26 protein-coding genes are annotated in these 26971 nt (G+C 69.7%); 4 read left to right on the plus strand and 22 right to left on the minus strand.

Annotation, left to right across the window (positions count from 1 at the left end):
• Positions 1-12: 12 nt before the first annotated feature.
• The 20 genes from CEB94_RS41775 to CEB94_RS33415 all read right to left on the minus strand — a co-directional run bounded on the left by CEB94_RS41775 (position 13) and on the right by CEB94_RS33415 (position 20228).
• Entirely contained in the window at positions 13-1149 is a 1137-nt protein-coding gene (locus CEB94_RS41775) for an NUDIX hydrolase (RefSeq protein WP_175435674.1), read from the minus strand.
• 61 nt (positions 1150-1210) lie between these two features.
• Positions 1211-3151, minus strand: coding sequence for an ABC transporter ATP-binding protein (locus tag CEB94_RS33325; RefSeq protein ID WP_175435675.1), 1941 nt, complete (start codon positions 3149-3151; stop codon positions 1211-1213).
• 235 nt (positions 3152-3386) lie between these two features.
• Positions 3387-4499 carry a hypothetical protein gene (locus CEB94_RS33330; RefSeq protein ID WP_175435676.1) on the minus strand — a complete coding sequence of 371 codons (1113 nt, stop codon included), beginning with the start codon at positions 4497-4499 and terminating at the stop codon, positions 3387-3389.
• Positions 4500-4503: 4 nt separating this feature from the next.
• The gene (gene fxlM, locus CEB94_RS33335; RefSeq protein WP_175435677.1) at positions 4504-6549 is read right to left on the minus strand and encodes a methyltransferase, FxLD system; all 2046 of its coding nucleotides are present in this window, start codon (positions 6547-6549) and stop codon (positions 4504-4506) included.
• 35 nt (positions 6550-6584) lie between these two features.
• The gene (locus CEB94_RS33340; RefSeq protein ID WP_175435678.1) at positions 6585-7655 is read right to left on the minus strand and encodes a lanthionine synthetase LanC family protein; all 1071 of its coding nucleotides are present in this window, start codon (positions 7653-7655) and stop codon (positions 6585-6587) included.
• A complete protein-coding gene (locus CEB94_RS33345; RefSeq protein WP_175437272.1) occupies positions 7652-9610 on the minus strand; it encodes a lantibiotic dehydratase family protein in 1959 nt (652 codons plus the stop codon). Before CEB94_RS33345 ends, CEB94_RS33340 begins: the two co-directional genes overlap by 4 nt.
• 169 nt (positions 9611-9779) lie before the next feature.
• Positions 9780-9968, minus strand: a complete 189-nt coding sequence (locus CEB94_RS33350) for an FxLD family lanthipeptide (protein ID WP_175435679.1) — start codon at positions 9966-9968, stop codon at positions 9780-9782.
• Positions 9969-10099: 131 nt separating this feature from the next.
• A complete protein-coding gene (locus CEB94_RS33355) occupies positions 10100-10567 on the minus strand; it encodes a DUF6082 family protein (RefSeq protein WP_175435680.1) in 468 nt (155 codons plus the stop codon).
• Between the two features lie 73 nt (positions 10568-10640).
• Positions 10641-11216 (minus strand): DUF6624 domain-containing protein, encoded by a 576-nt coding sequence (locus CEB94_RS33360; protein WP_175435681.1) that lies wholly within the window; start codon positions 11214-11216, stop codon positions 10641-10643.
• Entirely contained in the window at positions 11213-11785 is a 573-nt protein-coding gene (locus CEB94_RS33365; protein ID WP_175437273.1) for a hypothetical protein, read from the minus strand. Before CEB94_RS33365 ends, CEB94_RS33360 begins: the two co-directional genes overlap by 4 nt.
• A gap of 74 nt (positions 11786-11859) precedes the next feature.
• Positions 11860-12351 (minus strand): DNA-binding protein, encoded by a 492-nt coding sequence (locus tag CEB94_RS33370; RefSeq protein ID WP_175435682.1) that lies wholly within the window; start codon positions 12349-12351, stop codon positions 11860-11862.
• Between the two features lie 128 nt (positions 12352-12479).
• Complete coding sequence (locus CEB94_RS33375) at positions 12480-13733, minus strand: acyl-CoA dehydrogenase family protein (protein ID WP_175435683.1); 1254 nt, start codon at positions 13731-13733, stop codon at positions 12480-12482.
• Between the two features lie 86 nt (positions 13734-13819).
• Positions 13820-14461, minus strand: coding sequence for a GAF domain-containing protein (locus CEB94_RS33380; protein ID WP_175435684.1), 642 nt, complete (start codon positions 14459-14461; stop codon positions 13820-13822).
• Positions 14461-15093 carry a GTP-binding protein gene (locus CEB94_RS33385; protein ID WP_175435685.1) on the minus strand — a complete coding sequence of 211 codons (633 nt, stop codon included), beginning with the start codon at positions 15091-15093 and terminating at the stop codon, positions 14461-14463. The genes CEB94_RS33380 and CEB94_RS33385 overlap by 1 nt, the downstream gene beginning before the upstream one ends.
• A 7-nt stretch (positions 15094-15100) precedes the next feature.
• On the minus strand, positions 15101-15514 hold the full coding sequence (locus CEB94_RS33390; RefSeq protein ID WP_175435686.1) for a DUF742 domain-containing protein: 414 nt from the start codon (positions 15512-15514) through the stop codon (positions 15101-15103).
• A complete protein-coding gene (locus CEB94_RS33395) occupies positions 15511-16026 on the minus strand; it encodes a roadblock/LC7 domain-containing protein (RefSeq protein ID WP_175435687.1) in 516 nt (171 codons plus the stop codon). Before CEB94_RS33395 ends, CEB94_RS33390 begins: the two co-directional genes overlap by 4 nt.
• 73 nt (positions 16027-16099) lie before the next feature.
• A complete protein-coding gene (locus CEB94_RS33400) occupies positions 16100-17611 on the minus strand; it encodes a sensor histidine kinase (protein WP_175435688.1) in 1512 nt (503 codons plus the stop codon).
• 27 nt (positions 17612-17638) lie between these two features.
• On the minus strand, positions 17639-19543 hold the full coding sequence (locus CEB94_RS33405) for a glycoside hydrolase family 15 protein (RefSeq protein WP_175435689.1): 1905 nt from the start codon (positions 19541-19543) through the stop codon (positions 17639-17641).
• Positions 19544-19632: 89 nt separating this feature from the next.
• Positions 19633-19776 carry a hypothetical protein gene (locus CEB94_RS33410; RefSeq protein ID WP_175435690.1) on the minus strand — a complete coding sequence of 48 codons (144 nt, stop codon included), beginning with the start codon at positions 19774-19776 and terminating at the stop codon, positions 19633-19635.
• Positions 19773-20228, minus strand: a complete 456-nt coding sequence (locus CEB94_RS33415; RefSeq protein WP_246112005.1) for a DUF6415 family natural product biosynthesis protein — start codon at positions 20226-20228, stop codon at positions 19773-19775. Before CEB94_RS33415 ends, CEB94_RS33410 begins: the two co-directional genes overlap by 4 nt.
• Before the next feature lie 231 nt (positions 20229-20459).
• On the opposite strand from CEB94_RS33415, the gene CEB94_RS33420 reads away from it, so the two are divergent.
• Complete coding sequence (locus CEB94_RS33420; protein ID WP_175435691.1) at positions 20460-21848, plus strand: NsdA family TPR-like regulatory protein; 1389 nt, start codon at positions 20460-20462, stop codon at positions 21846-21848.
• A 72-nt stretch (positions 21849-21920) separates the two neighbouring features.
• Positions 21921-22421, plus strand: a complete 501-nt coding sequence (locus CEB94_RS33425) for an SAM-dependent methyltransferase (protein ID WP_175435692.1) — start codon at positions 21921-21923, stop codon at positions 22419-22421.
• Positions 22422-22483: 62 nt separating this feature from the next.
• Here the strand turns inward: CEB94_RS33425 and CEB94_RS33430 are convergent, their stop codons facing one another.
• Positions 22484-22993: an ATP-binding protein gene (locus CEB94_RS33430; RefSeq protein ID WP_175435693.1), complete on the minus strand. Its 510-nt coding sequence runs from the start codon at positions 22991-22993 to the stop codon at positions 22484-22486.
• 132 nt (positions 22994-23125) lie between these two features.
• On the opposite strand from CEB94_RS33430, the gene CEB94_RS33435 reads away from it, so the two are divergent.
• The gene (locus tag CEB94_RS33435; protein ID WP_175435694.1) at positions 23126-24367 is read left to right on the plus strand and encodes a helix-turn-helix transcriptional regulator; all 1242 of its coding nucleotides are present in this window, start codon (positions 23126-23128) and stop codon (positions 24365-24367) included.
• 69 nt (positions 24368-24436) lie between these two features.
• Here CEB94_RS33435 and cutA read toward each other — a convergent pair whose 3' ends face one another.
• A complete protein-coding gene (gene cutA, locus CEB94_RS33440; protein ID WP_175435695.1) occupies positions 24437-24757 on the minus strand; it encodes a divalent-cation tolerance protein CutA in 321 nt (106 codons plus the stop codon).
• Between the two features lie 881 nt (positions 24758-25638).
• Here cutA and CEB94_RS33445 point away from each other — a divergent pair.
• Positions 25639-26844 carry a tyrosine-type recombinase/integrase gene (locus tag CEB94_RS33445; protein WP_246112006.1) on the plus strand — a complete coding sequence of 402 codons (1206 nt, stop codon included), beginning with the start codon at positions 25639-25641 and terminating at the stop codon, positions 26842-26844.
• The last annotated feature ends 127 nt before the right edge of the window (positions 26845-26971 follow it).

Here is a 26971-nt window from a genome sequence, read left to right on the forward strand (position 1 = left end):
TGCTTGTTCGGGTCAGGTCAGCCGCATCCCCTCCGCCGGGATCTCCTCGATGGCGGCGGGGCGAGCGGTGGGCAGGCCCCACCGCTCGCGTGCCGTCTCCGCCGCGAGCTGGGCTTGCCGCGCGCCGGGCGGGCCCCAGCCCAGCAGGGCGGCTGCCTGGGCGGGGGTGGCGAGCAGGCGGGCGAAGGGGTGGCCGGTGGCGGGGTCGACGGCCGTCGGCCCGATGGCGGTGACCCGGGCGGCCAGGCGGAGCCGGGCGTTGGACCCCACGCCGCCGTAGACCTCGCCGGTCTCGTCCAGCACCCAGCCCAGTCGCACCGGATCGGCCAGGGTGAGCTGGGCTTCCTCGGCGGCTTCGCGGTGCAAGGTGTCCTCGGGAGTCGCGTCGGTCGTCTCCACGGTGCCGCCGGGCAGCATCGGCAGCGCACCCCGCGGGCCGGGGTCGGCCACGAGGACGACCCGGCCGTCGGGGGCGAAGCACCACGCCCAGGCTTGCTGTACGGGCAGCCGCTCGGGGACGGGGCTGCGGTGGAGAGGGCTGTCCCACAAGGGTCGGTAGCGGACGTGGACGTCATGGCGGTCCAGCGCCGGGACGTCGTGGATGTGCCGGCCGTCGGCGAGGTGAGCGGTGGCGGTGTTCCCGAGCCGGGCACGGTAGGCGGCGAGCATGATCTGCCTGTCCACGGGCCGCAGCCTCTGCACCGCGTCCCGGGTCTCCAGGAAGGCGTACTCGGACAGCTCCTCGCGCGGCAGGCGGATCGCCTCCACCTGGTCGGGGTGGAGAGTTCCCCCGTCGAAGACGAACCGGATCTCGCCGGGGCATGCCGTGGCAGTCTGGAGGTCGGGGTGGTGCGGGGAGAAGGAGTGGACGGCGAGCACGGCCGACAGGGGTAGATCCAGGCCCAGTTCCTCGGTGATCTCGCGCCTGCAGGTGACGTGCGGGTGTTCGCCGGCTTCGACGACGCCTCCGGGCAGCAGCCACGAGTCGTCCCCGCGGTAGGTGGGGTGCACCAGCAGGACCCGGCCGACCTCGTCGGTGATGATCGCGGCGGCGCCGAGCCACGCCGCATGCCGGGATGCGGCGTACTGCGCTGCGGGCAGATCGGCACGCGGTGAGACGTGATCCGAAGGGGAGACGGGAGAGGTCACGTATCTCTGCCTTCCGAGACGGTGTACGGGCGAGTGGACAGCGCGGAACGGCGAGGGGTGATCAGGGGGTGTCGCCGCTCATCCGGCGCTGCAGCTCCCACAGGGTCCGGAAGAGACCTGGCTCCTGGGTGAGCTGGGCGTAGGTGCCCTCCTGGACGATCTGCCCTTCGTCCAGGACCACGATCCGGTCGGCGACGGCCACGTTGGTGAGCCGGTGCGTGATCAGCAGGATGGCGCGGTCCTTGGCCAGTTCGCGCAGGCCGGCGAAGATCCGGTGCTCCGCGCGGGCGTCGAGGGCGGCCGTGGGTTCATCCATCACCAGCAGCGCCGCCTGCCGGTGGAACGCTCGGGTGAGGACCAGGCGCTGCCACTGCCCGCCGGAGAGCTGCTGTCCGCCGAACCACTCGCTGGTCAACAGGGTGTTCAGGCCGGAGCGCAGGCCCGGCAGCATCTCCGCGGCGCCGGACGCCTCGCATGCGGCGAGCAGGGCGGCGTCGCTGGTGTCGCCCTGCCCGAACGTGATGTTGTCGCGCATCGTCAGCGGCAGGTACGTGAACTTCTGCGGCACCAGCGCGACGTGCTCCCACGACCCCCACGGGTCCAGGTCCGCGGTGGAGGTGTGGTCCCAGGCCACGTCGCCCTCGGTGGGCAGCAGCAGCCCGCACATCAGGCGCGAGAGGGTCGTCTTGCCGGAGCCGTTCTCCCCGACCAGCGCCACGATCTCCCCGCGCCGCACGTGCAGGGAGACGTTGCTCAGGCTGTCCTTGGGGGCGCCGTCGTAGCGGTAGGTGACGTCGCGGACCTCGAAACGCTCCGGGGCCGCGGTCACGGGCGCGGTGCCGCGGGAATCGGTCATAGCCTGGCCGTGGGCGTTGTCGAGGAAGTTCTGCCAGTCCTGCACGTACCAGCCGGTGCGCACCAGGCGTGCCCCACCGTTGATGATGCCGCGCACCGAGCCGGTGGCGGTCTGGAGGGCGAAGACGGCGCCGCCGCCGGCCGCCAGGCTGATCCGCCCGGAGGCCAGGAGCCACAGCAGCGCCGCCCACACCGCGGTCGAGGCGATCCCGCCGGCCACTGCTCCGGCCAGCCCCATCCAGGCACCGGTGTTCGCGGCCTTGCGTTCGGCCGCGTTGACCGAGTCGGCCAGCCGCCGGTACCGGCCGATCAGGAAGGGCCCGGCCAGGCAGGCGCGCATCTCCTCACTGGACTCCTGATAGGCCATGTGCCAGCGCAGCTTGCCCAGCATCCTGCGCCGCCCGGAGGTCTCCAGCCCGGCCAGGTAGATCACGCGTGCGGAGCGCACGTAGGCGGCGGCCTGCGGCAGGCACGCGAGGAAGAGCAGAGGCAGGAGCAGCGGATGCAGGACGGTCAGGACGGTGGCGCCGGCCGCGAGCGTGGCGGTCGCCGCGAGGACGTCCTGCGCTTCTTCGACGAGGTCGGGGGTGACCTGGGCGCCGCGGTCGGCGATGTCGTAGGCGTCGTTGTAGCCGGGCTTGTTGTTGGCGGCCAGTTCCGCGCCGAGCGCGGCCTCGATCATCGTCAACTCCGCTGCCCGGCCGAGCACCGGGCGCAGACGGCCGGTCAGCCAGACGACGGCGATGCCCAGCAGCGCGCGCAGGCCGGTGGCGGTGGCGATCACTGCCAGCTGCGGGGCGGCGTCCCACAGCCGCTCGGTGATGTCGCCCGAGGAGATCAGCGCGGTGATCGTGCCCGTGACGGCCAGGAGGCCGAGGGCCGCGAGGACGCCGGTCCCGATCTGGCACACCAGCAGGCCGATGGTCGCGCCGCGGTCCACGCGCCAGGCCATCTGCACCGAGCGCCGCACGAGCGAGGGTAGGCGCCGCGCCATGGTGCGGGAGGTCAGCAGGGAGCCGGCCTGGAGCCTCGACTCGTCGCGGTAGAGATATTCCTCCTCTCGAACACCGGCCTCCTGCGGTTCGTCGTCCGGCGCGGCCCCCTTTGGCGGTTGCGGCGGCTGGTCCTGCGTAATGGCCGAGGTCATCGTTCCCCCTAGGACGGTCGCTGCGGCAGAGTCGTGAGGTCTAACGACACGGCTGCGATATCGAACACACGTCATTCGGTCGTGCTGGGGAGCCTGCTATTTCCTGCGTCAGGGAACCCCGCGGGCGCGGGATCCCTGGTCTGGCTTGGAGCGGCCGCGGGGCAGGAAATGGCCGAAACGCCGACACCGCCAAACAGCGTGGGCAGCACGGCGGGCCCATCCCGGTCGCCCTCTCCTAACCGGGATCTGGTTCGGCCTGTAGCAGCCTTTCCAGCTCTGTCTCGGCGTGGCCGACCGCGCCCGTCAGAGCCTCATGGTGGTGGGCGGACAGGACGCCGGATCCCAGTCCGGCCGCGGCGATCACCGCGTTCAGCGCGTCTGTCGCCCGGTCGTCCAGGGCGGCCGCGGCGACGGGGTGGTGCAGTGCGTCTCGTGCGGCGTAGGCGTCGAGTCGGGCAACGCTGACGAGGGAGTCGAGTACGCGGGCGACATGGCGTCCGGTGCGGTCCAGTTCCAGGGCTGACAGGCCCGTCCGGGTCTGGAAGGCGGCGGTCGGCGGATCGGGATGGTCGAGGAGCTGGACGGCTGCATCAACGGTGCGGTCGAGGTCGGGTTCAGGGACGGGGGTGTCTTCGGGCCGGCAGTGGGCGTGCAGGAGGAGGGCGATGGCTCTCTCCCAAGGCTCCGTGGGCTGGGTGGTGTCGATCAGGTCGCGGGCCTGCTGGTCCAGGCCCTGCTCCATCAGGGCCATGATCTTGATCTGGCGACCGTCGAGGAGCCGGTTGCCAATGCCGCGATGCCGGGCCATGGCGTCGGCCGCGTCGGTCCACCGCCCGATCTGGGCGAGGGCGCGGGCGCCGTCCACGAGCAGGGTGACGTACAGCTCCTGGCACACCGTGCGGTGGTCCTCGTCCGTGCCGGTCAGAGCAGACAGGTCGACGGTGCGGCCGTCGATGTCAGCCTTGTTCCGATGTCGGGCAGCGTCGTTGAGGCAGTACAACAAGCCGTAGGCGAGTTCGCCGTGGCCGGCGCGAGTCTGCAATCGGGAGAGGTTGACGAGCGGCATCAGCGACATGACGGCGACCCGTCCGCTGAGGCGTCCGGCGTCGGTGAAGACCTGGTGCTGGCGCCAGCACAGATCCTCGGCCAGGCCGGGCAGGCCGACGTCGGAGGCGATGAGCGCGGCGTAGTTGAGGACCCCGCAGGCGCGGGCCACCAGGTCATGGTGGCTCGCACCTGCGGGCGCGACGGTCAGCCCGGTGAGATGGTTGATGCGCTCCTCCAAGTGGAGCGCGGGCGCCTTGGTGCGGCGGACCAGGGGGATGCGGCTGGCTATCGCGGGAATCATCGGCTCAGCCCTTGCGCGCCCAGTCGACGACCAGTCGGCTGTAGGGCTTGTCGACGACGAAGCGGGCGTCGTCCGCCGTCAGCCGGTCACGCGAGTCCGCGACGGCCATCCGGAAGCCCGGCTCGGGGGCGTCGTTGCCGCCGGTCGCGTCCCAGGCGCGGATCTCGCTCACGACGCGCTCGGCGAGGTCAGCGCCGCCCTCGCCGTGGCCGATCACGCCGACCTCCCAGTACCGGCCCTTCTCGTCCTCGCCCTCGCGGATGGTCAGGTACGCGAGCGACCCGGCGTCGAGGGCTGCCATGGAGCCCCACCCGAAGTGCGGGGTGAATCCGGGGCGCTGGCCCGGCAGGCGGGAGAGGCCGTTGGGCAGCACGCACGCCAGGTACAAGTACAGCCACTCCCACGCCGATCCCTGCCGGAACTTCACCCCGGTGTAGAGCTTGGTCTGCTGCTGGTCGAGGACGCAGCGGAGCGCGTCGCGGTCGACGTCCTGCTCGCTGAACGTCTCCAGGCGCACGTTGCCCTCGCCGGCCATCGGCACGAGGGTGTACACGTCGTCGCAGACGCCCTTGCGCAGGGGGATGAAGGTGGCCATCTCGCAGGAGACGGTCTTCCACGTGTCGCCGTCGCGTTCGAAGGCGAAGGAGCGGGAGATGCTGCCGCGGATGCGCATCGGCAGGACCAGGCGCCCGCCGGGGGCGAGCTGGTCGAGGATCTTCACGGGGACGTCGCCGGCGCCGACGGTGAAGATGATCCGGTCGTAGGGGGCGTGCTCGGGCAGCCCGGCCGCGCCGTCGGCCATCACCGCGGTGGCGTTGTCGACGCCTGCCTCGGCGAGGTGCTGGCTCGCGCCGGCGACGAGGTCCTGGTCGACGTCGAGGGTCCACACCTGCCCGCCGGGGGAGACGATTTTGCCGAGGAGGGCGGCGTTGTAGCCGGTGGCGGCTCCGGCTTCCAGGACCTTGTGGCCGGGCTGGGCGCCGAGCTGTTCGAGCTGGGTGGCGACGATGGACGGCGCGGAGATGCAGGAGATCATCTCCCCGTGCTCGTCGTGCTTGATCGGGACCGCGTCCTCTTTGTACGCGCTCTCCAGGTCGACGCCGGGCAGGAAGGCGTGCCGGTCGGTGGTGCGGAAAGCGTCGATGGCCGCCTTGCTGCGCAGGTGGCCGCTGTCGACGAGCCGCTGGGCGAGGGATTCGCGCAGCTGGTTGGGGTCGGTGACGGGTGTCATGGTGGTCTCCATTCGAGGGAGGCTAGGGTCCGCCGGGGCGGACTTGCGGGTGGACACGTCAGCTCCTTCTCCGGTGGAGAAGGCGACGTGACGGCCGAGCCATGCGGTGGCGGCCTGCGCTTCGGCAGGCACGCCTGCGCGGTTGAACGCGAAGATCGCGTGATGGGCGATGACGCCCCGGATTCCGCGTATCAGTCGGCCGTCAGCGGCGAGCCGGCGCAGGCGGCGGCCGGCATCCTCAAACGCGGCGACGCGCTCGACCCAGCCCGCTTCCGCGTCTGGGCGCAGGGAAGCGTCCGCGTTCATCAGCCGCCGCATCGCGGAGACGGCTCTCTCCAGCGCGGGCCCCTGGGGCGGGGTGATGGGGGGCCGCAGGGCAGCCCACCGGGCCCATGCATCTCCGGCTTCGAACGGGTCCAGTCCCGCCTCGCGGATCATGGCGGACAGCAGCATCACGCTGCGCTCACGGGCGCCGGGGGTGCCAGTCTCGGCGAGCGCGGCCGGGCTGTCGGCGCAGAACACGTCGTGCGCGACCTCCATGCCCTCGGGGCCGCCGAAGGCATGGATCTCCGGCTCGTAGATCCCGCCCGTCCAGCCGGTGATCACGCGGGCGGCGACGAGCTGGTCCAGCAGGCCGGTGGCGGGCTGTTCGGTGCGCAGACGCACGCCGGCGTCCTTGCGCAGGAAGTGGAAGCGGCGCCCGGACAGGGCGGTCGCCAGGGCCCGGGCGGCGTCCGCGTGCTGGTCGGGGAAGGCCACAGAGGCGTGCCACCAGGATGTGTCCGCGGGGATCCGCAGGTTCTCGTCGTCGAAGGTCATGGGCAGAAAACTCCTTGCGAGGCGGCGGGGAGAGGTCAGGTGAGCAGGAGGACGCGGGTCCAGCCGGTGGTGTCGGTGGCGTTCAGGGCGAGTTGGGCTCCGGCGCGGCCTTCCATAAATCCGGGTTTGGGCAGGTGCTCCCAGTCGGCGGCCAGCCGTCGGTGCAGGTCCTGGATGATCGGGGTGAAGCGTCCGGGTGCGGGGCTGTCGGCGGCGACCGCGCGGGTGAGGGTCAGCAGGCCGGCCCAGCCGTGGCAGAGGGTCGAGTCGGTGATGCGGGCGAGCCGCAGCGGGTCGGTCAGGATGGTCTCGACGATGTCCTCGGCCGCTTGGCGCCGGGCGGTATCGCCGAGGGCGAGCGCGGCGAGCTGCTGGGCGCGGGCGATGCCGGGCTGGCCGTAGCACCAGGACTGGCGGGCCGGTTCCGCTGCGGGCGGCTGCTCGGCCTCCAGGTGTGCTGCGGTGGACCAGTAGTGGGCGCCGTGCCGGTCGAGCCAGGTCGCGAACGTGCCGACGGCCTCCTCCTGGCCGGAGACGCTGACTCCGGCACGCAGGGCGAGGGAGAGCACGGCCAGGGGCCCCGCGATGCCGTGGGCCATGCCGTTGTTGCCGTGCCCGCCGGCCATCTCCATCCCGTCCGGGCCGACCGCCGACCACCACCCGGGCAGCATCCGGCCGCCACCGCAGGCTGGGTGCGCGAGCGTGACGAGGCAGGCGAGCACGTCGGGCAGCCGGGGCGCGATCGGGCGGCGGGACAGCAGCAGTGCGGCGAGCCCGGTCAGGCCACGGATGAGGTCCCACTCGGCGAGGTGGGGCAGCGCGCCGGCCGCCTGGCGGCGGTGGGCGGCGGCGAGCCGGGCGTCCACGACGCGGTCGACGGCCGCGCGGACGTCGTCGCCGGCCCCGTGGGCGCGGGCCAGGACGAACTCCAGGGCGGGTGCGCCGTGGAACAGGCTGGCGTTGCTGCCGGTGCTCACCCCTCGGACGGTGGCCTGGGTGAGGTGGCGGCGGGCGGTGGACAAGTCACGGCGCTCGATGTCGAGCAGGGCCATCCCCAGGGCGCCCTCGGACAGGTCCTGCGTACGGGGCACGGTCGTCGTGGTCATGAGCGCCTGGCCAGGGGGACGACGATGCTGTGGGCCCGGCCGCCGATCCACCCGTCTGCGTCCGGCGGGGGCGCGTCGTGCAGGGTGGCGATGCCGACGGGGCTGGCGTCCATGTGCGCGCGCAGCAGGTCCAGGTCGACGTCGCGGCTGAGGTCGAGGGGCAGCTGCTGGTCGTCCTCGGCGAGCAGGACCCGCTCCGGTACCCGGAACCGGGCACGCCAGGCGTGGAGTTGGTCTGCCCACTGCTGGAGTGGTGCGGTGCGGGCGGGCAGCGTGCGGCTGCGGATCTTCCACCGGGCGGCGGTGAGGATGGTGCGCCGGTAGGTGAGAGCCGGGGTGAAGGGCAGGGTCCAGGCGGCGCCCCAGTCGAACCAGGTCACCTGAGGGGAGGCGGCCCTGCTGATCTCGCCGAGGAAGCGGGCCATCGGCGGGGTGTAGTTGTTCCACAGGAAGTTGATGGCGGTGGGGGCCAGCAGCTCCAGCCGCTTGCCCGTCGCGGACTCCACCAGCTGGGGGCGGCCGTCGGCGACGGTGACCGACAGGTCGCCGGGGAAGAGGACGTGCGGGGCGGGGCGGCGGAATTCGCCGACGCTGACGACGCGGGGCAGGGCCTGGGGCGCGCGGGTGAGCAGGTCGGCCGGCACCCGCCCGGCGTGGAAGGACAGCTGTGCCAGCTCCGCCTCCGCATCGATGGTGGGCAGGTGCGCGTACGCCTCCTCGGTGCCGGGGAAGAGGTGCCAGAACCGTCCGGTCATCGAACCGGCCGAGCGGGAGACGGTCAGGACCCGCAGCCGGAAGTCCCCCCGGTCGAGGGCCTGGACGGAGGAGGCGTGCACCTGAGCGGCCAGTTCGAGATGGGGCGCCGGATGGTGTGGCTTCTCGCCGGCTGCGGCTTCCAGCTCCTCGATCATCGCGCCCGTCAGGGCCACCGTGCGCCTGCCCTCGGCGGCGGCGGTGCCGGCCAGCTCCAGCAGCAGGCGGTCGCGCCGGGACATCGGTCGGGGCGGTTCGCTCACGGTGACGAACCCTTCCGGAAAGCCCACGCCCCGGTCGGAGTCCGTGGCCACCTCCACCGGAACGGGGACGTTCTCGCCGTAGCGCTCGGTGAATTGCTCGATCCACCGACGCCAGGTCGGTGTCCCGTTCGGATGAGTGGCCAGGCGGGCCAGCACGGTCGCTGTCGTCCCTGCCTCGGTCAGCACTTGTTCGGGCAGCCGCACGTCGGCATCCAGCCGCAGGTCGCATGCTGGCCGCAGCCGGTCTGCCTGGGCGCGGACCGCGTCCGGTAGGGCGTCTGAGGGGTCGACGGCGGTGGCTGGCGCGCGCAGCGAGGAGCGCAGCAGCCGTACCCGCAGCAGTTCGCCCAGGAGCCGGTGACGCGCTGCGTCGCTCACAGCGGGGTACTCCGCGGCGAGTTTATCGGCCAACTGGCGATACTCGATCGGGGAGCGGACCAGGTTGAGCACGAGGCGCAGCGCAGGGTTCAGGGCGAGGCGGAACTCTGCGTCGCCCTCGGACGGCACGTGGATGCGCTCGTTACGCTGCCGGGCCAGCGTATTGACGCAGACCTCCGTTTCGGCCATGCGAGTGCTGTCGCTCTCCCAAGCGCTGAGCATCTCGTCGAGACCGACCGGATCGGGGCGGACGACGGCCTGGTGGTCTTCTCCGAAGCGCACGGATGTCGACTGGTCGAAGCCGAGCAGGGCGACGCCGGCGAACAGGCCGTAGGGGGTGGAGCGGTGTGCGTACCGGATCGCATAGCGGGCCGTGGCCAGAGCAGCACGGCGAACCCGGCGCGGCTTCGGCGTGCGGCCGTCGATGATGGCCTGCACCTGTCCTGCGAGGTCGGGGCTGGCGTCGGTCACTGTCTGCCGAAAGGCATCGTCGGACCAGACGCTGCTCAGCCACGCACGCCACGGTTCCACCGGTGCCGTGGATGCCGGCCAGGGTGGCATGGCGGGCGCAGTGAGGTGCACCGTGGAGCGCAGCATCGCCTGCCCCGCGCCCTGATACAGGCTGGGACGTACCCGTGTCATCACCGCTCTCCCTTCTTCCTTCGTGACGGGGCGGGATGCGGGCCGGACGGGAAGCCCCGCCCGGCCCGCGCTGCCGGATCGGACCGGCTTACGAGGTGGTGCAGGCGCTGGGGCAGGAGCTGCCGCAGGTGTCGCCCGTGCTGCACATCAGGACCGTCTCGGTCGCCGGCGTGCCCTCGATGAAGGTGATGTCGAGCCCGAACGGGTCGGTCTCGTCGGTGGTTGCGAGGTCCGGCTGCGCGGGGGCGGTCGGCCTCTCCGTCTGCACGGCGGTCATGCTTGCCTCCTAGTGGCGATGGGTGGTGCGGGATCCCGGGCCCGGTCGGGACCCGGAACTTGGGGCCAGACGGTGGCGGGCGACGGTGTCGCCTGCTCCAGGGCGTCTGGGAGTCGGTGTGAGCCGTGTCGTCAGGCTGCTGAGGGCTGCGCCCGCGAGTGGGTCTTCGCAGCCCTGTCCAGGACCTCGGTGAAGTGCTCGGCGCGCTCGTCGCCCTCGGCCTCCTGGGCGCGGAGGTCTCCGAAACGGGCCCAGTACCGCCTGCAGACGTCGCTGTTCATGAGCATCGAGGCGTAGAAGGGCAGTTGTCCGTGGCGAACGAAGCCCAGCCGGTCACGCAGGCTGAGGGCGCAGATCTGCTGGTTGGCATGGAGCAGCTGCATGTACTCCTCGACGTCGATGTCCTCGGGCGTCCAGAGCTTGGCGAGGTCGGGGTTGGTGGACATCTGCGTCAGCCAGTCGAGCTGGTTCCGCGCGACGGCCACCTCGTTTCGCTCGGCCTGGTGCCGCGCGTCCTGCCTGAGCCGGGCGGCTCCGACCACGGCGGTGGTGAGGGAGACGGCGGCTCCGGCAGCGAGGACGGCGGTAGTGAGCTTCATACTTCAACGGTCCTTTCAGGTAAGGAGTCTGCGGACGAGCGTTGGGTCTGTGGAACCTGTGGGGCCCGCTGCGTCATGCGGCCCCCGCGAGCACGACGGTCGGGGAGTCGCCGGCATGGCGATCCGGGGCGTACCGGCGCCGCACCGTCTCCAGGGCGACGGCGATCGGCGGCAGCCCGACGGCGGCCCGTCGCTGGTCCAGGGACTCCGGTGCGCGCAGCGGGCACAGCTCAACCCCTGCTGCGTTGACGACCAGTTGGGTCCCGAACTCTTGTGGTCGCCCGCTGTTGACCAGGGCACGGTCGTGAAGGTGGGCCCAGTGCTGGATGCGCGCGTCGTCGTCCTGGACTGCGCGCTTCAGAAGGACGGTGGCCGCCCGTTGAAAGTCGGGCTCGCCGTCGGCATGAAGAGCGATGCTCCAGGCGGCACGTGCCGCGTCGGGGCCGACGAGGCGGTGGCCGGGCCAGTCATGTTCGGCCAGGATGCGGCGCAGCACTTTGGCGTCGGCGTGGTCGGCGTGACGGTCCTGACCGAGTTGGACGGAGTCGAGGTGGTTGCGCACGCGCTTGGCCCGGCGCGCTGCCGACTGTGCGGCTCGGACGAGGAGTTCGCGGGCGAGGTCCGGTCGTAGCGGTTCGGCGGTCATCACGCGATGCCCCGCTGGTCTGCGGCGGAACGCGGCTCGTGGACCCGGCAGCCGATGAGCGCGCTCAGCCCAGGCCGACGCTCTGCTGTGAGTTCGAGGCGAGCGACTCGCTCATCGTGCTGCCCGGTGCCGGATCCTCGCAGGTCCCAGCCCATGTCGGTGAGCCGATGAAGGAATGCGGCGGTCGGAGCAACGTCGAGAGGATGGCGGGCCAAGACCTCGGCCCGCACGAGCGGTACGCCGAGCCGGGCGGCGAAGTCGGAGACCCACAGAGTGATCAGCCGGACGGTGTCGTCGGAGCGGTCGGGCAGGGTGTGGACGCAGCCCAGGAAGAGGCACGGGCCCTCGCCCCATCGGAGGTGGGGCCCGCGCTGCGGGATCATGCAGGCCAGCAGCAGCCCGTCCTCGAACAGTCCGGCCGGCTTGGCCTGCGGGTCGCGGAACAGAGCCGGGATGTCGGCTCGGGCGGGTACAGGCATGCCGCGCATGGTGAGCCAGCGTTGACGGTCCTGGACGAGTGCGGCGGCCTCGTCTCGTTCGGCGTCGGTGCACAGAGTCCGCATCTCGTACACGGCCGGTAACGCTGTCGCGCGCCGGTGCAGGGAGGCGGGGAATGGCTTGGTGGCCACAGAAACGGGTGACGCGTTCACTGGCTCGCTCCGCTCTCCGTCGTGGCGGCTGGCCTGGTGCCCAGTAGGCCCCACGCGTGGGCAAGAACGACGAGCTGGGTGGTGTTGGCCGCCCCGGTCTTATCGAGCAGTTCGTCGTGTGCTGCTCGGACATCGGCGGGGGCGATCTTGGCGGCGACTGCGATGTCGTGGGGATTGCTGTGCTCAGCGACGGCCTGCAGCAGCAGTTGCTGCTCCGGGCTGAGCTTGGGCGTTGGCCTGTCCGTTGTGGGTGGGGCGACCTGCTGGGCAGCGAACAGGCGGTGCACGATCACCGGGGGCTTGCAGCGGGGCGGGCAGTGGAGGCTCTCCCGGATGTCGCGGACGTACTGGCGGACGGTAACGGCCGACAGCCCGGTCCTCGTGGCGATTTCTCGGGGGGTGAGGTCGTCTGCGAGGTGCTGGGCGACGCGCTGCAGGGTCGGCGTCAGGGGTGTGATCGGTGCGCTGGTCGTCACGGGCGGGGTCACGGGTGTCTCTTTCTCGGCTGAGTGGACGGTCACCGGAAGGGGTGCCGCCGGCCCCCGCGGGGGACGGGGGCCGGCGACATGGGCCCGTGCGCGGCGGTCTGGATTCACGGGATGCCGCGCACGGGGGCTCATGCGGCGGTGGGGTCAGGTCGTGCCCAGGCCGCTTCGGCGGCGAGGCGTTCGGACCACTGGATGTGCTCCTCGTCGAAGGCGGCGTCGGCGAGGCGTATGCGCTGGACTTCGCCGGTTCCGGCCGGTGGATAGGTGTGCTGGATGTCGCGCCACAGGCGCTGGAGGACGTAGTCGCGGTCGAGGGCGTGGGCGCCGTGCAGTTCCATGGCGTCCTGGGCCGACTGCACGGCCCACTGGTGGCCGAGATATTTGGCGTTGATCAGGTCGGCGTCGCAGGGCAGGCCCTGGTCGAGGAGGTGCACGGACTGGTAGGCCAGGATTCGTCCGGCGCGCAGGCGAGCCTCCATGTCACCGATGCGGTCCCGCAGGACCGGCAGATCGGACAGGGCGCCCCGGTAGCGGGCGCGCGCCTTGAGGCGGGCAGTCGTGGTGGCCACGACCGCCTCGTGGATCCCGAGGCTGACCGCGGCCAGGTTGGGACGGCCGTACAGGATGCTGCTGCTCTGGGCCACGCTCAGCCCCTGGCCGATCTCTCCGACCACGTTGTCCTCGGGGACGCGGACGTGGTCGAGGTCGAGGCGGCCGGCGGAGAAGCCGTGCAGGCCGAGGCCGGGACGGTGGTCGGAGACCGAAAGCCCGGGTCGGTCGGATTCGACCATGAACGCGGTCAGCGCCTGGGAAGTACGTACGCCCACCTCGGCGGTTCGGGCGACGACGAGGTGGGCTCCCGCGAGATGGCTGTTGCCGATGTGGACCTTACTGCCGGCGATCACCCATTGATTGCCGCCGCGTTCGGCGGTGGTTTCGATGCCGCCGATGTGTCCGCCGGCCCGCGGTTCGGTCACGGCGATCGACAAAAGAAGTGAACCGTCCGCCACCCGCGGCAGCCAGCGGACCTTCTGCTCATAAGTGGCGAAGTGCAACAACCCGCCGACGGGGATGAGGGTGGCCTGCAGGATGGCCGCAGCAGCCGCCGACAGGCAGGCGACGCGGTGGACCAAGACCGTCTTGGCCACATGGCCGGCGCCAAGACCGCCGAAGGCGGCCGGGACGGTGACGGCGAACCAGCCCCGTGCGGCCATCAGGTCGGCGACCTTGCGCTCCACCCTGCCCGGAGCGGCCTCCATACGTGCGGCGCGCGGCGCGATGTGCTCTTCCGCGAAGGCGTCCGCCTCGTCCCACAGCAGCTCGTGGCGGGCGGTGAGGTAGGGACGCAGCGCCGGTGGTGGCGTGGTGGGTGTGGCGGGCATGGTCGTCTCCCTCTCCCTGGGTGAAGGTCGCACAGTGGAGCGGCCGGGGATCGCCTGCGGCTCCCGGGTGGGGGTGGTGGAACGGCCTAGCGGACTGGCGCGTGGGCGATGTGGTCCATCACCTGGGCGCCGGCGTTGATGACGATGTCTCTCAGCCGTCGGGCCTCGCTCAGGGGCCGCTTCTCGGGGTCGATGACGCACACCGTGCCCAGCACGGTGCCGCTGCCGTGGATGAGCGGTGCGCCGAAGTAGGAGCGGATCCCGACCGCGTCGACCACGTGGTTGCCGCTGAAGCGCGGGCTGGCGTGCACGTCGTGCAGCGGGAGGGCCTTCTTGCGGGCCATGACCTCCGGGCACCAGCCGTGGTCGCGGCTCATGGTGCGGCCGACGATGACGTACCCGCTGTCCGCGGGCGGCTGGTGCAGCCCGACGAAGGTCTGCTCCTCCAGGAAGAGATTGACGAACCCGTACAGGAATCCGGCCTGCGTGGTCATGTCGCGTGCCAGCTCGTCGAAGTCCTGGCTGGCAGCGGTGGGCACGCCCAGGCGCTCGAGCAGCTCATACCGCCGAGCCAGTTCGGTCGTCTGCTGGTCCTGCGGGCCGGTGACGGCAACGTCGGCCGAGAGGGACGGCCCAAGGGCGATGTCTCGCATGTTGCGTCGCGGCAGTGACCGGGTTGCTGGGGCGGTCTGCGGTACGAGGTAGGGGTCGTTGGGCTGATATGACATCAGGCGTCCTGGAGGGTGGTAGTGGCTGCTGGGCGAGCGGGGCCTGCCGATGCGTTCTTCACGGCGTGGCCGACGAGGGTCAGCAAAACGCCGGCGACGTGGTTCGGGTCGCGGGCATCGCAGGTGACCACCGGCGCAGAGGTGGGGAGTTCGAGGGCGGTGCGGACCTGTTCGGGGTGGTAGCGGTGTGCTCCGTCGAACTGGTTGATGGCGACGACGAAGGGCAGGCCGATGTCTTCGAAGAAGCTGACGGGGGTGAAGCTGCTTTCCAGGCGGCGGGTGTCGACCAGGACGACCGCGCCGACGGCTCCGCGGGAGAGGTCGTACCAGAGGTCGACGAACCGGTCCTGGCCGGGCGTGCCGAACAGGAACAGTTCCAGGGGCACAGGCGCGTCCGGCAGGCTGAGGCGGCCGAAGTCGAAGGCGACCGTGGTGGTCTGCTTGGCCTCGACGCCTTCCAGGCTGTCCACGTCCGCGCTCGCCTGGGTCAGGTACTCCTCCGTGCTCAGCGGCGTGATCTCGCTGACGGCACCAACGGCGGTGGTCTTGCCCGCGCCGAAGCCCCCGGCAATCACGATCTTCAGCACAGTCGGTGCGCCGGCCTGCGGGCGCGACGGACTCCGCAGCGCCATGGTCGAGTCATCCGGCCTGGGGGTAGGCGACGGCATCGGGCCACTTCCTCTTCAGGCCCACAGAGAGGGCCGCCAACAGGTGGGTGGTGGGACGCTCATCCGCGTCTGCGTCGGAGGCGGCATAGGCATCGGCGACGGAGACGACCAGGGCGTCGGCGTCCAAGAGGTCCGAGACGAGGATCTTGACGGCGGTGACGGGGCGGCCGAGTCGGCCCGCCAGCTCGGTCACCGAACGCCGGCGCTCTCGGCACAGGGTGAGGATGTCTTCGCATTCCTCGGCCTGGCCCGGGCCGGGTCGCCCCGGCCCGGCGTCCAGCACGGTTTCCAGGCCCAGCAGGTGCCGCGGCTTGGTGCGCCCGCGCGTCAGCGTGTAGGTCCGCACGAACGTCGACTCCTCGGCCGAGCGGCCGTGTGCGGTCACCGGACCTCAGCACCCGTGCCGACGCGGACGGGGATCTGCATGTAAGGAGCGAACTTCTGGACGAGGCGCCCCATCTCGAACCCGACGGTTCCCGCGTCGGCGTCCGTGGTGGCGATGACGGCGAGGATCGTGTCCACCTCACCGCGTTCGTTGCCGGGATGGCCCTCGAAGGCTGCGCTGCACCCGGCGCTCTGGACAAAGAACAGGCAGTCGTCTCGCTCGATGATGACTTGCCTGGCCGGCCTCTTCTTGTGGCTGGGGCCGGTGATGTTCGTCGCGAGGGAGGCCACTCCGCTGAGCGCGGCCGACAGTTCGTCCGCCCAGTCCTTGTCGACGTCGCTGTCCAGCAGCCGCAGTCCGTCGCGCGACAGCAGGACGGCGTGCGTGACGCCCGGAGTCTCGGAGGTGAAGTGACGCAGCAGCCAGGCCATGTTGTCCCGTTGACCGCTTGCTGTCGTCTCGGATGCGGGCGCGTCGCTGGTCACGTTGTCCATCGCGGGGTGGGTGCTCATAGGAATCGCTCCAGAAGGGGGAAGGGCCAGCGGATGTAACAGGCCGCCGGGAACGTGGAGGGAAGGGCGAGAATCAGGGCCTGGGTTGCTCTGCCGAAGCGGGCGGAGAACCAGCTGTCCCGCCGGCCTGGATGCCGTTGCGGAAGGCGGCTGCGAGCCCTGGCGTCGCCGCGGTCACGGGGGCTTGCTCCCGCTCGCGTGGTGGACGGAACGAGCCAGCCTGACGCGTACGCGTGGGAAGGGCGGGCGCATCAGCCGAGTGACCTGCCTCTCCGGCTCTCGGCGCCCCTGCGGTGCCCGGGCGTGGTACCTGGCCCGCCGGGATGGCTGGAGCCGTGGCACTCTGCCGGGGCGGCGGCGCGGAGGGGTGGGGTCTCCTGGGGAGCGCGCCCGAGTCCTCGAGCGAGGGAATCGCGACGAGGAGCCGTGCCGGAATGACGACCAGGGCGGTGGTGCCTCCCGTCACGTTCTCCTGGAGGAGAACGGAGAGCCCGTGCGACTGGGCGATCTTCGCGGCGACCAGCAAGCCGAGCTGTCCCGCTCGTACCTGACCGCTGACGTCCACCTCGTCAGGGGCCTTGAGCAGGTGGTTCATCTGCGCGCGTGTCTGCGGATGCATAGGGATGGCCCGGTCCTCGACCTCGATCGCCAGCCCGTTAGAAACCCGCTGCGCTCGCACGGTCACCTTCGTTGCCGGATCGGAGCACTCGCAGGCGTTCTCGATCAGCTCGGCCAGAAGGTGGGTCAGGTCCGGACCCACATGTCCCGGAAGGCCCAGCTCAGCGCCCACGGAACCAGCCGCGACGGCCACACGCGGATACTGCACAACTTCGGAGACTGCGCCGCGCAGCGCCGTCGCGAGGGGGACGGGCCGACGCACGCTGCGCAGGGACTGCCCGCCCAGCACCGCCGTGCTCTCGACCTGGCGACGCATCCGCGTCACGAGGTGATCGATCTCGAAGATCTTCGAAAGCAGCTCCGGGTCGTCGGTCAGCATCTCCAACTGGCTCAGTGCCTGGAGCGCCTTGCCGACCAGGGCGTGCTCGCGCATCGCCAGACGGCGCAGCACTTCCAGGAGAACGACGGACTGGGACTCGTCGTGCACACGTATCAGCGACGCGATGGCCTGCGCCTGGAGGGAACTCAACGCCTTGTTGATCTCGACGGTCGGACTGGCCGACGGTGGCGTCTGCATGTCCGGCAGCGCCGGGCGTCCCCCGCGGCACAGCTCGTCCGCCGACCACTGCACCGACTTCTCGACGGCCGCCCCTGCCTCGGCGACCGCTGTCAGCGCCGCTGCCTGGGCCTTCTCCACAGCTGCCTGCACGACCCCTGCGGCCGTGCGCACTCCGCGAGCCGCCACCAGCGCGACCCCGGCCAGCCCACAGACAAGGCCGGTCAGGAGCCAGCCGGGACCTACCGCAGACATCGACCAGAGGGCGAAGGCGGCACCCAACAGCGCGGCCAGAAGCACCACGGGCAAGGCCACGGTGCGGCGGACACGGTGCAGCGTGATCGTGTCGATCCGTGGAGGTCTGCGGTGGCCGGGAGCGGCCGGCCGTGCCGGGAAGGCGCTGTCAGGCATGGGAATCCTCGTCAGGGGGTGGGGTTGCTAGGCGTGCTGCGGCGTCAGGCTTGTGCAGGTCTGGAGCGTGTTGCGTGAGGTCGAGCGAGGCGCCGGAACCTCGACCGTGCCTCGGTGGCAGGAAGACTGCGTCGCCAGCTGATGAAGGAGCCGGGCACTTTGGATCAGGCCCATGTGGCTGAACGCCTGCGGGAAATCACCGACCTGGCGCTGCTGGACGGGGTCGTACTCCTCGGCCAGGAGCCCGAGGTCGCTGCGCAGCGCGAGAAGGTGTTCGAACAGGGCGTGGGCCTCGCCGAGGCGGCCGGTCAGGGCGAGCGCATCGACGAGCCAGAAGTTGCAAAGGAGGAAGGTGCCCTCATCGCCGGCCATGCCGTCCACTCCGGTGCGCTTGCCGCGGGTCGGGTACCGGTACACGAGCCCGTCCGGTGTGGAGAGTTCACGACGTACCGCATCCACGGTGCCGATGACGCGCGGGTCGTTCGGCGGCAGGAAGCCGACGCGGGGGATGAGCAGCGTGGCGGCGTCCAGTTCCTGGGAGCCGTAGGACTGGGTGAAGGTGTTGCGCGCCGGGTCGAAGCCCTTGGTGCAGACCTCGTCGTGGATCGTGGCCCGCAGTTCGACCAAGGGGGTCAGGTCCACGTCGAGGGCACCGACTTCGGCCAGGCGGATGGTGCGGTCGACCGCGACCCAGGCCATCACCTTGGAGTGGACGAAGTGCCGGCGTGCCCCTCGGATCTCCCAGATTCCCTCGTCGGGCTCCTGCCAGCGCTGCGCCAGGTGCTCGACGAGGCGCTGGTGCAGGACCGCAGTGTCGGCGCAGTGGGCGACACCGCTCTGGTGCGCGAGGTACAGGGTCTCGATCACCTCGCCGTACACGTCGAGCTGGAGCTGGTCCGCCGCCCCGTTTCCGACCCGTACTGGGGTTGAGTCCTCGTACCCGGGAAGCCAGGCCAGCTCCCGCTCCCGCAGATCGCGCTCCCCGGTGATCCCGTACATGATCTGCAAGTTCTCCGGATCGCCGGCCACCGCACGCAACAGCCATCGCCGCCATGCTTGCGCCTCCTGCCGGTACCCGGTCCCCAGCAGCGCGGCCAGGGTCGTGGAGGCGTCGCGCAGCCAGGTGAAGCGGTAGTCCCAGTTCCGTCCGCCGCCGATTTCCTCAGGCAGCGATGTGGTCGGCGCCGCAACGATCCCGCCGCTCGGCCCATAGGTCATCGCCTTCAGCGCGATCAAGGAACGAACCACGGGCTCGCGGAAGGGGCCGTCGTAGGTGCATTCCTGCGCCCACTCCCGCCAGAAGGCGAGTGTCTCGGTGAGCGCGCCCTCCGGGTCGGGAAGGTCAGGCGCGGCTGCATGGGATGGGCACCAACTGAGCACGAAAGCCACGCTCTGCCCGGCGGCGACAGCGAACGCACTGACGATGGCGCCGTCCTTCTCCACCTGCTGGACGCAGGTGTCGAGCCACAGAGCGTCCGCGCCGGCCTCCGCGACCATGCGGCCCCCGACCTCGTGGATCCACGGGCTGACGCTGCCGTATCCCGGCCGCGGACGCATGGCCGAGATCATCGGCACTTCGCCGGTGAGGCCCTCGACGATCCGGATCACTTGGGGTGCCCCGTCGCGTGGCGGCATGAAATCCAGGACGCGGACCGAGCCGGTCGGGGTGCGCCACACCGATTCGAGGACGAGTGAGTCACCGCAGTACCGGCGTTTGGCTTCCGCTTCGGAGCCGGACCGGCTACGAGGCGGCGAGGCCGGAGCGATCTGCCAGGTGCCGTGTTTCTGCGTGCCGAGCAGGCTGGCGAAAATGGCCGGCGAGTCGAAGCGGGGCAGGCACAGCCAGTCGATCGAACCGTCGTCGCAGACGTGGGCACTGGTCTGCATGTCGCCGATCAGGCCGTACTGCTCGATACGCGGAAGACGTTTCATCGTTTGTGAATCTCCATTGATCCCGCAGGCCGGGGGTGTCGGGGGCCGCTACGGCGGCCGGGAACACTGAGAAGTAAGTGCCCCTGTGGTCACCGGGGTGAGGTCGGATCGTTCAGGGTCGGTGGGGCGTCCTCGTCGGCCGCGACAGGACTGGCTGCGCGCTCGCCGCGGAGGACCAGCCAGGCCATCGGCCCGAGAATCAGCCCGATGACGACGACCCCGGTTACTGTCACGTCCGTGGCACCGAAGCGGCCCAGACCAAACAGGCGAGGGCGACTGCGAAAACCGCCCCGCGCAGCATCTTGATCCGGGGCTTCCACGAACGCCGCCTGCGCTGCGGGCGCATCGACCCGGGATCACCGCGCTCCACATGCGTGACGAGTTTCCGCGTCGCTTCGGCGAGCTCGACCAGGTACACCCGGCTGGGCATGTAGCCCTCGGGGACGCTGTCCGAGCAGAGCCGCTGCGCGCGCAGCAGGACGGGGGTGCCCGAAGGGGTTCGTGCTCCCAACTGGGCAACGTGACCGCGCAGACGGCGAACGAGGCCCTCCACATCAGCAGCGCTCTCGGGTAGCGGTGACTCCTCGCCCAGCACGAGCGTCACCGTCTCCCACGCGGCCACCACGTGATCACGCTGCGGCGCCCGCTTCACGGTGACGGACCCTCGCTCTCCGCTCCCGCCCACGCTCTGGATGTCTCCTCCGCGAGGAACCAGCGAAAGGCGCATGACACAACTCCTGTTCGGATCAAGCCAAAGTGAGCCGAAATCGCCGGTTGGCACCGACGGCTGGCGTGCGAAGTGAGTGATCTGGCAGCTACGTTGAGCGAACCGTGAATCCCGTCTGAGGGGTATGCCTGTGCGGACCGGAAGGCCGCCAAAGGCGCCAAAGATCATTTCGGACCCGAGGGGCAGTCCATGGCCCGTGAACGAAACGTCGCCCTCGCCGCACTCCTGCGCGAAGCAGGCTGGTCCCAGCCACAAGCAGCCGCTGCCGTTGCTCGAGTGGCCGCGGAGAGCGGAGTGCGTGAGCTGGAGGCGATCTCCCGCTCGCACATCTCCATGTGGGTGCTCGGCACGAAGCCGAGTGGCAGAGCGCCGCATATCCTGCGCGAGACGCTGTCCCGCAGACTCGGCCGCCACCTCACCCTGGCCGACCTCGGGCTGGAAGAAGAGCCAACAGGCACTACCGACACCGGATCCGACTGGAGCGTCGACCCTCTGACCGCACTGGCCGAGCTGGGAAGCGACGATCTCGACATGCACCGACGCAAGCTGCTGTCCACCGCCGCCTACTCCGCGGCCGGCCTCGCCCTGCCCACAGCCTCGTGGTGGGCAGCCGCCCCCGCCACAGCGGCGAAGCGCCGACCGGCATCCCCGCGCCCGGTGACCCAGACAGACATCGACGACGTCCGCGACCTCACGGTCTACTACTCCGCGCGCGACCAGCAGCGAGGCGGCGCCTCCGGCCGCAAAGCCCTTGCCAGCCACCTGCTCGACGGTGCGGTACCGCTGCTTGGCGGCCGATTCCGTACAGACCAGCTCCGCCGCGACACGTACTCCGCCGTGGCGGAGATGACTTACCTCGCCGGTTGGATGGCCTTCGACGCCAGTGAACACCGCACTGCCCAGCGCTACCTCACCATTGCCGCCCGCATCGCGGCGGAAGCTGGAGACGGACCGCTCGGTGGTCATGTCCTGCGCGCCCTCGCCCACCAGGCCGTGGACCTCGGGCATCCACGCCGGGCGCTCGCCCTGGCCGACGCCTCGATGTCCCGCGACCGCTACGGCCAAGCCAGCCATCGTGAAAAGGCACTTCTGGCGATCGTCCACGCTCGCGCACTCGCGGCCGACGGCGACCGGGCCGGCTCTCTCGCGGCCATCAGCCGCGCGGAGCGGGACCTCGCCCGCGCCGACACCAACGAGGCGCCGGCGCGCGTCGGCTTTTTTCAGGAAGCCTCCCTCGCCCACGAGACGGCCTGCGCTCTGCGTGACATGGGCCAGCCTCGGGATGCGGAGATCTACTTCAAGCGCAGCGTGGCCACGCGCCAACGCCAGCAGTTCGCCCGTACCCACGGCGTGACGCTCGGTTACCTCGGCGCCGTCCAAGTCCAGCAGGGACGCCTTGACGAGGCATGCGCAACCTGGAGCGAAGCACTCGATGCCATGGCCGGTATCCAGTCCGGGCGAGCCCGCGACGTCATCGTCCGCATGCAGAGCGACATCTCGCCCGTCCGGCAGCGCGGTGGTCGCCACGTCGCCGAACTGGACCGTCGCGCGCGAGGCTTGTTGCGCGCCATAGGCTGACCACAGAACGGTTTCGCGGCGCTGACCGGAGGCCGCCGCGCACGCTACGCCCAGGGAGAGGAACGAGCGCTGATGCCGACCTACGAGGTCAAGTCGATCGCCACGGTCGTCGGCGGCCACACTCGCGTACAGGACGACTACCAAGGCGGGGTCGAATCGATCATCCGGCTCGACGACGCGTATCCCCTTGAAACGCTGCAAGGAATCGAGGAGTTCTCCCACCTGACCGTGACCTGGCGCTTCCATCTGGCCCGACCCGAAGACGTCCAGCTCCACGCACGCAGTCCAAGGGGAAACCAGAACTGGCCGGCGACCGGTACGTTCGTCCACCGCAACCACCGGCGCCCAAACCAACTGGCGGTCAGTTACCCGCGGTTGCTCAAGGTCGAAGGCAGGGACCTCCTGGTCACCGATCTCGACGCCGTCGACGGGACGCCCGTGATCGACCTGGCACCGTACTTCGAACAGATGGGGCCTCAGGGCCCGATCCGTCAGCCCGCATGGCCTGGCGAGATGCTTGAACCGAACTACTGGGCGAAGGCAAGCGAACGGCCCTCCGAGCGTCCCCTGTAGGGGAAGTGACTGAGCTGCCCGACTCGTCAACCGCATGGCCGGGAACCATTTGGAAGTCTGGCTCAACCCTCAGCCCTCGCGTACCGGAACTCACACCACGTCTCCTTGCCGCTGCTCTCCCACGCGTCTGAGATCGCATCGACAAGCCGGATCCCGCGACCGGATTCACCGTCGGGTCCGGCTTCCTTGAGTACAGCTGGGGCCGGATTGTGATCGGTGACCGAGACACGCACCACGTCGACGGCCACCGTGATCCGGAGCACGACTTCTCCCTCACCGTGAATCACGGCGTTGGTGGCCAGCTCCGAGACGGCCAGTACGACGACCCCCGCCACCGGGTCCGAAACACGGCACCGCCGCAGGAACGCCCCGGCTGTCTGCCGCATCTCCCCAACTTTCGCGAGATCAGGGAGAAAGGCCGCCTGACAGCCATGGGGTGCCGCCGGTATGCCTGCCCTCGCCGATGTGCTGTGCCGGTCTTCGTGAACCGACCTCGCGCACGACACGCCTGCCACGTCGGCAAAGCTACGGATGCCCCCGCCGGGCGGGGTCTCCTCTTGGAGCCTGGTCATGGGGGCTATCGCACCGCGTGGCGACGCCGTCGACCAGGGGAATCCAGAGGGGGAAATATCTGTCAAGGGGGGAAAGTCGGAGGGGGAATTGAGGCCATGATTGGATTCCGCCCACCAACAGAGGTCACACTCATGCCAGATCCGTTCGCCGACCTGCTCCTCCGGCTCCGGCAGGAGGCGGGCAGGACGCAGGAGGAGCAGGCAGACGCGATCAACGCTGTCTCCGGCCGGGACACCATGACCCGCCGAGAGATCAGCCGCTATGAGAACTTCGAGAACGTCCCTACCAATCACACAATCGCCCACATCGCGGCGGCCTGCGGTGTGCCCTTCGAGGAGCTTCAGCGGGAGGCCAAGGCTGCCCGCGCTCGGAAGAGAAAGGGGCATGCCAGTGCAGAGGAGGACCAGGACGCCGTGAAGCGTCGCACGCTGCTGGGTGGCGCCGCTGTCGGCGTGAGCGCGGCTGCCGAGCCCTGGGGGCGCCTCGCCTTCGCCCTCAGTAAGGGGTCCAAGATCGATTCGCCCTCCGCCGTCGCGCTCATCGACCGGGCCGCTGAACTACACGTCCAGGAACTCAATCTCAGCGCCCGGCGGCTACAAAGGACGGTCGAGTCGCATCTTGACGCGATCACCGCGGCTCTGCCTCGTGCTGGCGAGCACGAGCGGGCTCTCACTATCGCCGCTGGAGAAACCGCCGCCCTGGCGGGTTGGGTCGCCTGGGACCTGGGTGAGCACGACAAAGCCGACGCCTACTACAAGGTCACGTCGCAGTGCGCGACGACCGCCGGGCACCCTCCGCTCCGAGCCCTGGCCCTGACCTACAGCAGCTACGGCGCCTCGACGCCGAAGGCGAAGTTGGAGTTCCTTTCCCGGGCGGCCAGCGATGTGCGAGGCCACGGCAACGCTACTGCTGCCGCCTGGGTCCTCGGCAGGCACGCGGAGGAGGCTGCGGCGGCCGGCGACGAGATGGGGGCGCTCCGGGCGTTGGAGCGAGCGCGCTTCGCTTACGACTTCGCGGATCACACCAACGAGCAGGCGTGGGTCCGGTTCGTGACCCCGTACCGCATGGATTCGCTGGCCCTCTCTGTATACGGGCAGTTGGGGCGTCCCGAACTCACCGCTACAGCAGACACCGCAGTCGACCGACTCGGAGACGAACTACCGGACGGAGGCGTCGTGGTCCTCGGTGATCTCGCGTCGGCCCTGCTGCGTGGAGGTGACGTCGACCAAGGGGTCTACGTGTCACGCCAGTTCGCCGCAGCGGCACAGGCCAAACCCAACACGATGGGCAAGGAGCGCGCATCGACTATCGCAGCGTCGCTCCCGGACAGCGAGCAGGAACTCAGCCGCCATCTGCGGCAGTTCGCATCCTGAGTCCCTGCGCGGCACGCGGACAAGCCCAGGACGCGAACAGTCGTACGGCCGGTCCGTCGCTCCGCAGACCTATGCCGTCTCCGCGACTACCCAGGACAGGTACGCCTCCGAACCGCCGGTCACGGGCAATGTGATCCACTGGGGGACGTCGTACGGGTGCTTCTCGTGCATCCACGCCTCCAGTGCCGGGAGACGGTCCGTCGTAGTCATGTACGAGATCCGCCACTCCTGCGCCGTCTCAACCTTCCCCTTCCACCAGTAGAAGGCGGTCATCGGCGCATCGATGTGGACGCCCGCTGCCAGCTTGCTCTCGACAGCGCCCCAGGCCAGCGCCTTCGCCTGATCCTCGTTGTCGCTGGTCGTCTGCGCGATCACAATCTCGTTGGCCATGCAACTACCTCTCCAGCTCGGGTACCGCGACCCTACCCAGCCGTCCAGCGCGCACCGAAGTCGGTAGCTACCGGTGAAGGTGGGCGGGACTCAACCAGCGACCTGGACCACTGAGACGGGCAGCAGGCCATTCAAACGCTTGGCGACCTGAACGCGTGGACCGCATAGATGCGTGACCTCACCGGGGTGTTGTGTCGTCCGTTGGGCTTCGTACTGACCGCAAGGCAGGCCGGCGAGCCCCTGACTTCCGGGGGCGACAGCGCGTCGGCGGGTGCCTAGCGGAGAGCGAGCGGCGGCCCGGACGAGGTCGGCCGATAGGGCGAATTCTTTCTGTGTACTCAGTCTGACTCGGCATTTTGCCCATGGCAGACGAGAAAGGGGCTCGAAGGACTGGAACCCTCTCCGGGTGTATGTCAACGTACAACACCTCGGAAGTGTGAGGTCGGTAAGCGACCCGCCTGGAGATCCGATGAGGAGTATTTCCGCCGATGCGCGTCCTCCGATCAGTCCGGCCGGCCGCCCCTGTCCGCTTACCCTTTGTGCGATACACGGTGGACCGTTCATGCCGGATCCACATACGGGGGCGGATCGATTGGCGTCGAGGCTGGCAGTCGAGGCGAGCCTCTTTTCGGAGCGCGAGCGCAACATAGACCAAGATTGCCGGTTAGCCAAACCGGCGATCTTCGCGACCATGGAGCAGGTCCGCATTTGGCTGTACTTGACAGTGGAGCCGTAGCGGACACAGAAGAAGGCAGCGCTCCCCAAACCCACCGGGGAGGGAGAGGGGGAGCATCGGCTACCGCAGCGGTGATACCCGCGGCACCCTTCGCTGAAGCGCAGTGGCCCTCCGCCCGCGTGCAGTTTCCACACCCTCAAGGAGAGTGAGTACTCTGTCCGATCCCATCAAGAAACTTCCACCGAACTCGAAGGGGAAGGTTCGATACCGGTTTGTTGTCGACGCAGGAATCGACCCCGAAACTGGTAAGCGTAAGCAGTTGAGGCGCACCTTCGACTCGTTGAAGGAAGCTAGGGCTGAGTACGCAAACATAACTAACCGGCGGCATGATGGGTCGCTTGTGCCGCCCAACAAGATCACCGTGAATGAGTGGCTCGACCGATGGCTGGCCATGAAAGCGGAGGATCTCGAAGAAACCACCATCTACAACTACGGGATTACCCTGGACCGAGTTCGGGGGAGGCTCGGCAATATCCGTCTCCAGGACCTTACTGAAGAGCACGTGGAAGAGTGGAGAGACTGGGCGCTGGCGCATGGTCGCGTGCGTGGTAAAAGGGCCGGGACGCCACTCAGTGTCACGAGTGTGGATATGAGCCTCGCTCGGCTGAAGGAAGCGCTGGGGAGAGCCGTTACCCGGCGGTTGGTGTACGTCAATGTCGCTGCGCACGTGACCATTCCCCGGAGAGCGCGCAAGGAAGAACGGAAGACTAAAGAGGAGGTGCCGCCCTGGAACGTCCAGGAGGTTCAGAAATTCATCCATGGAATTAGGGGCGAGCGTCTCTATGCTGCGCTTCTTCTTTCGCTGATGGGGCTTCGCCCAGCTGAAGTCTGCGGCCTCCGGTGGGAAGACGTTGACTTGGAGAACGCCAAGATCGTCATTGCCAACACGCGCACGATGATGGGCAACCGGTACGTGGTGGAGAAGGACACCAAGTCTCTTGCGGGTGAGCGGGACCTGCCGCTGCCGGCGCTTGTGCTGGGAGCCCTCAAGGCATTCCGGGCTCTCCAAGCCGAGGAGAGGCTCGCTCTGGGGGAGGCGTACACGGTGTCGGGCTACGTGCTGGCGCATGAGACGGGCGACGCCTTCACGATCAAGCAACTTCGCCGACGCGCGTACCGGCTTATGGAGCTTCTCGGGCTCCGTCGCGTCAGGCTCTACGACGCACGCTCGTCGTGCTTCACCTTCCTGGCCAACAACGGCGTCCCGGACCACATCCTCGCGCGATGGGCCGGACATACGAACGTAAAGACGACCAAGCGGTGGTACGTCAAGCCGGATGTAGAAGATCTTCGTGGAGCCGCCACCACTTGGGATGGCCTGCACGGGGGTACGGCAGAGGGGCAAGAGTGAGCCACGCGGACTATGAGCCGAGCAACTTGCGCGCCGTATGGCCTGCAGGATTGGGGCGAGGGGGCTTCGGCGTCCGCTTGCTGGTTTTGGACCGGTGGCTGTAACTGAGAGCATCCGGCTATGGCCA

The sequence above is a fragment of the Streptomyces hawaiiensis genome (assembly GCF_004803895.1).
GTDB classification, from domain to species: domain Bacteria; phylum Actinomycetota; class Actinomycetes; order Streptomycetales; family Streptomycetaceae; genus Streptomyces; species Streptomyces hawaiiensis.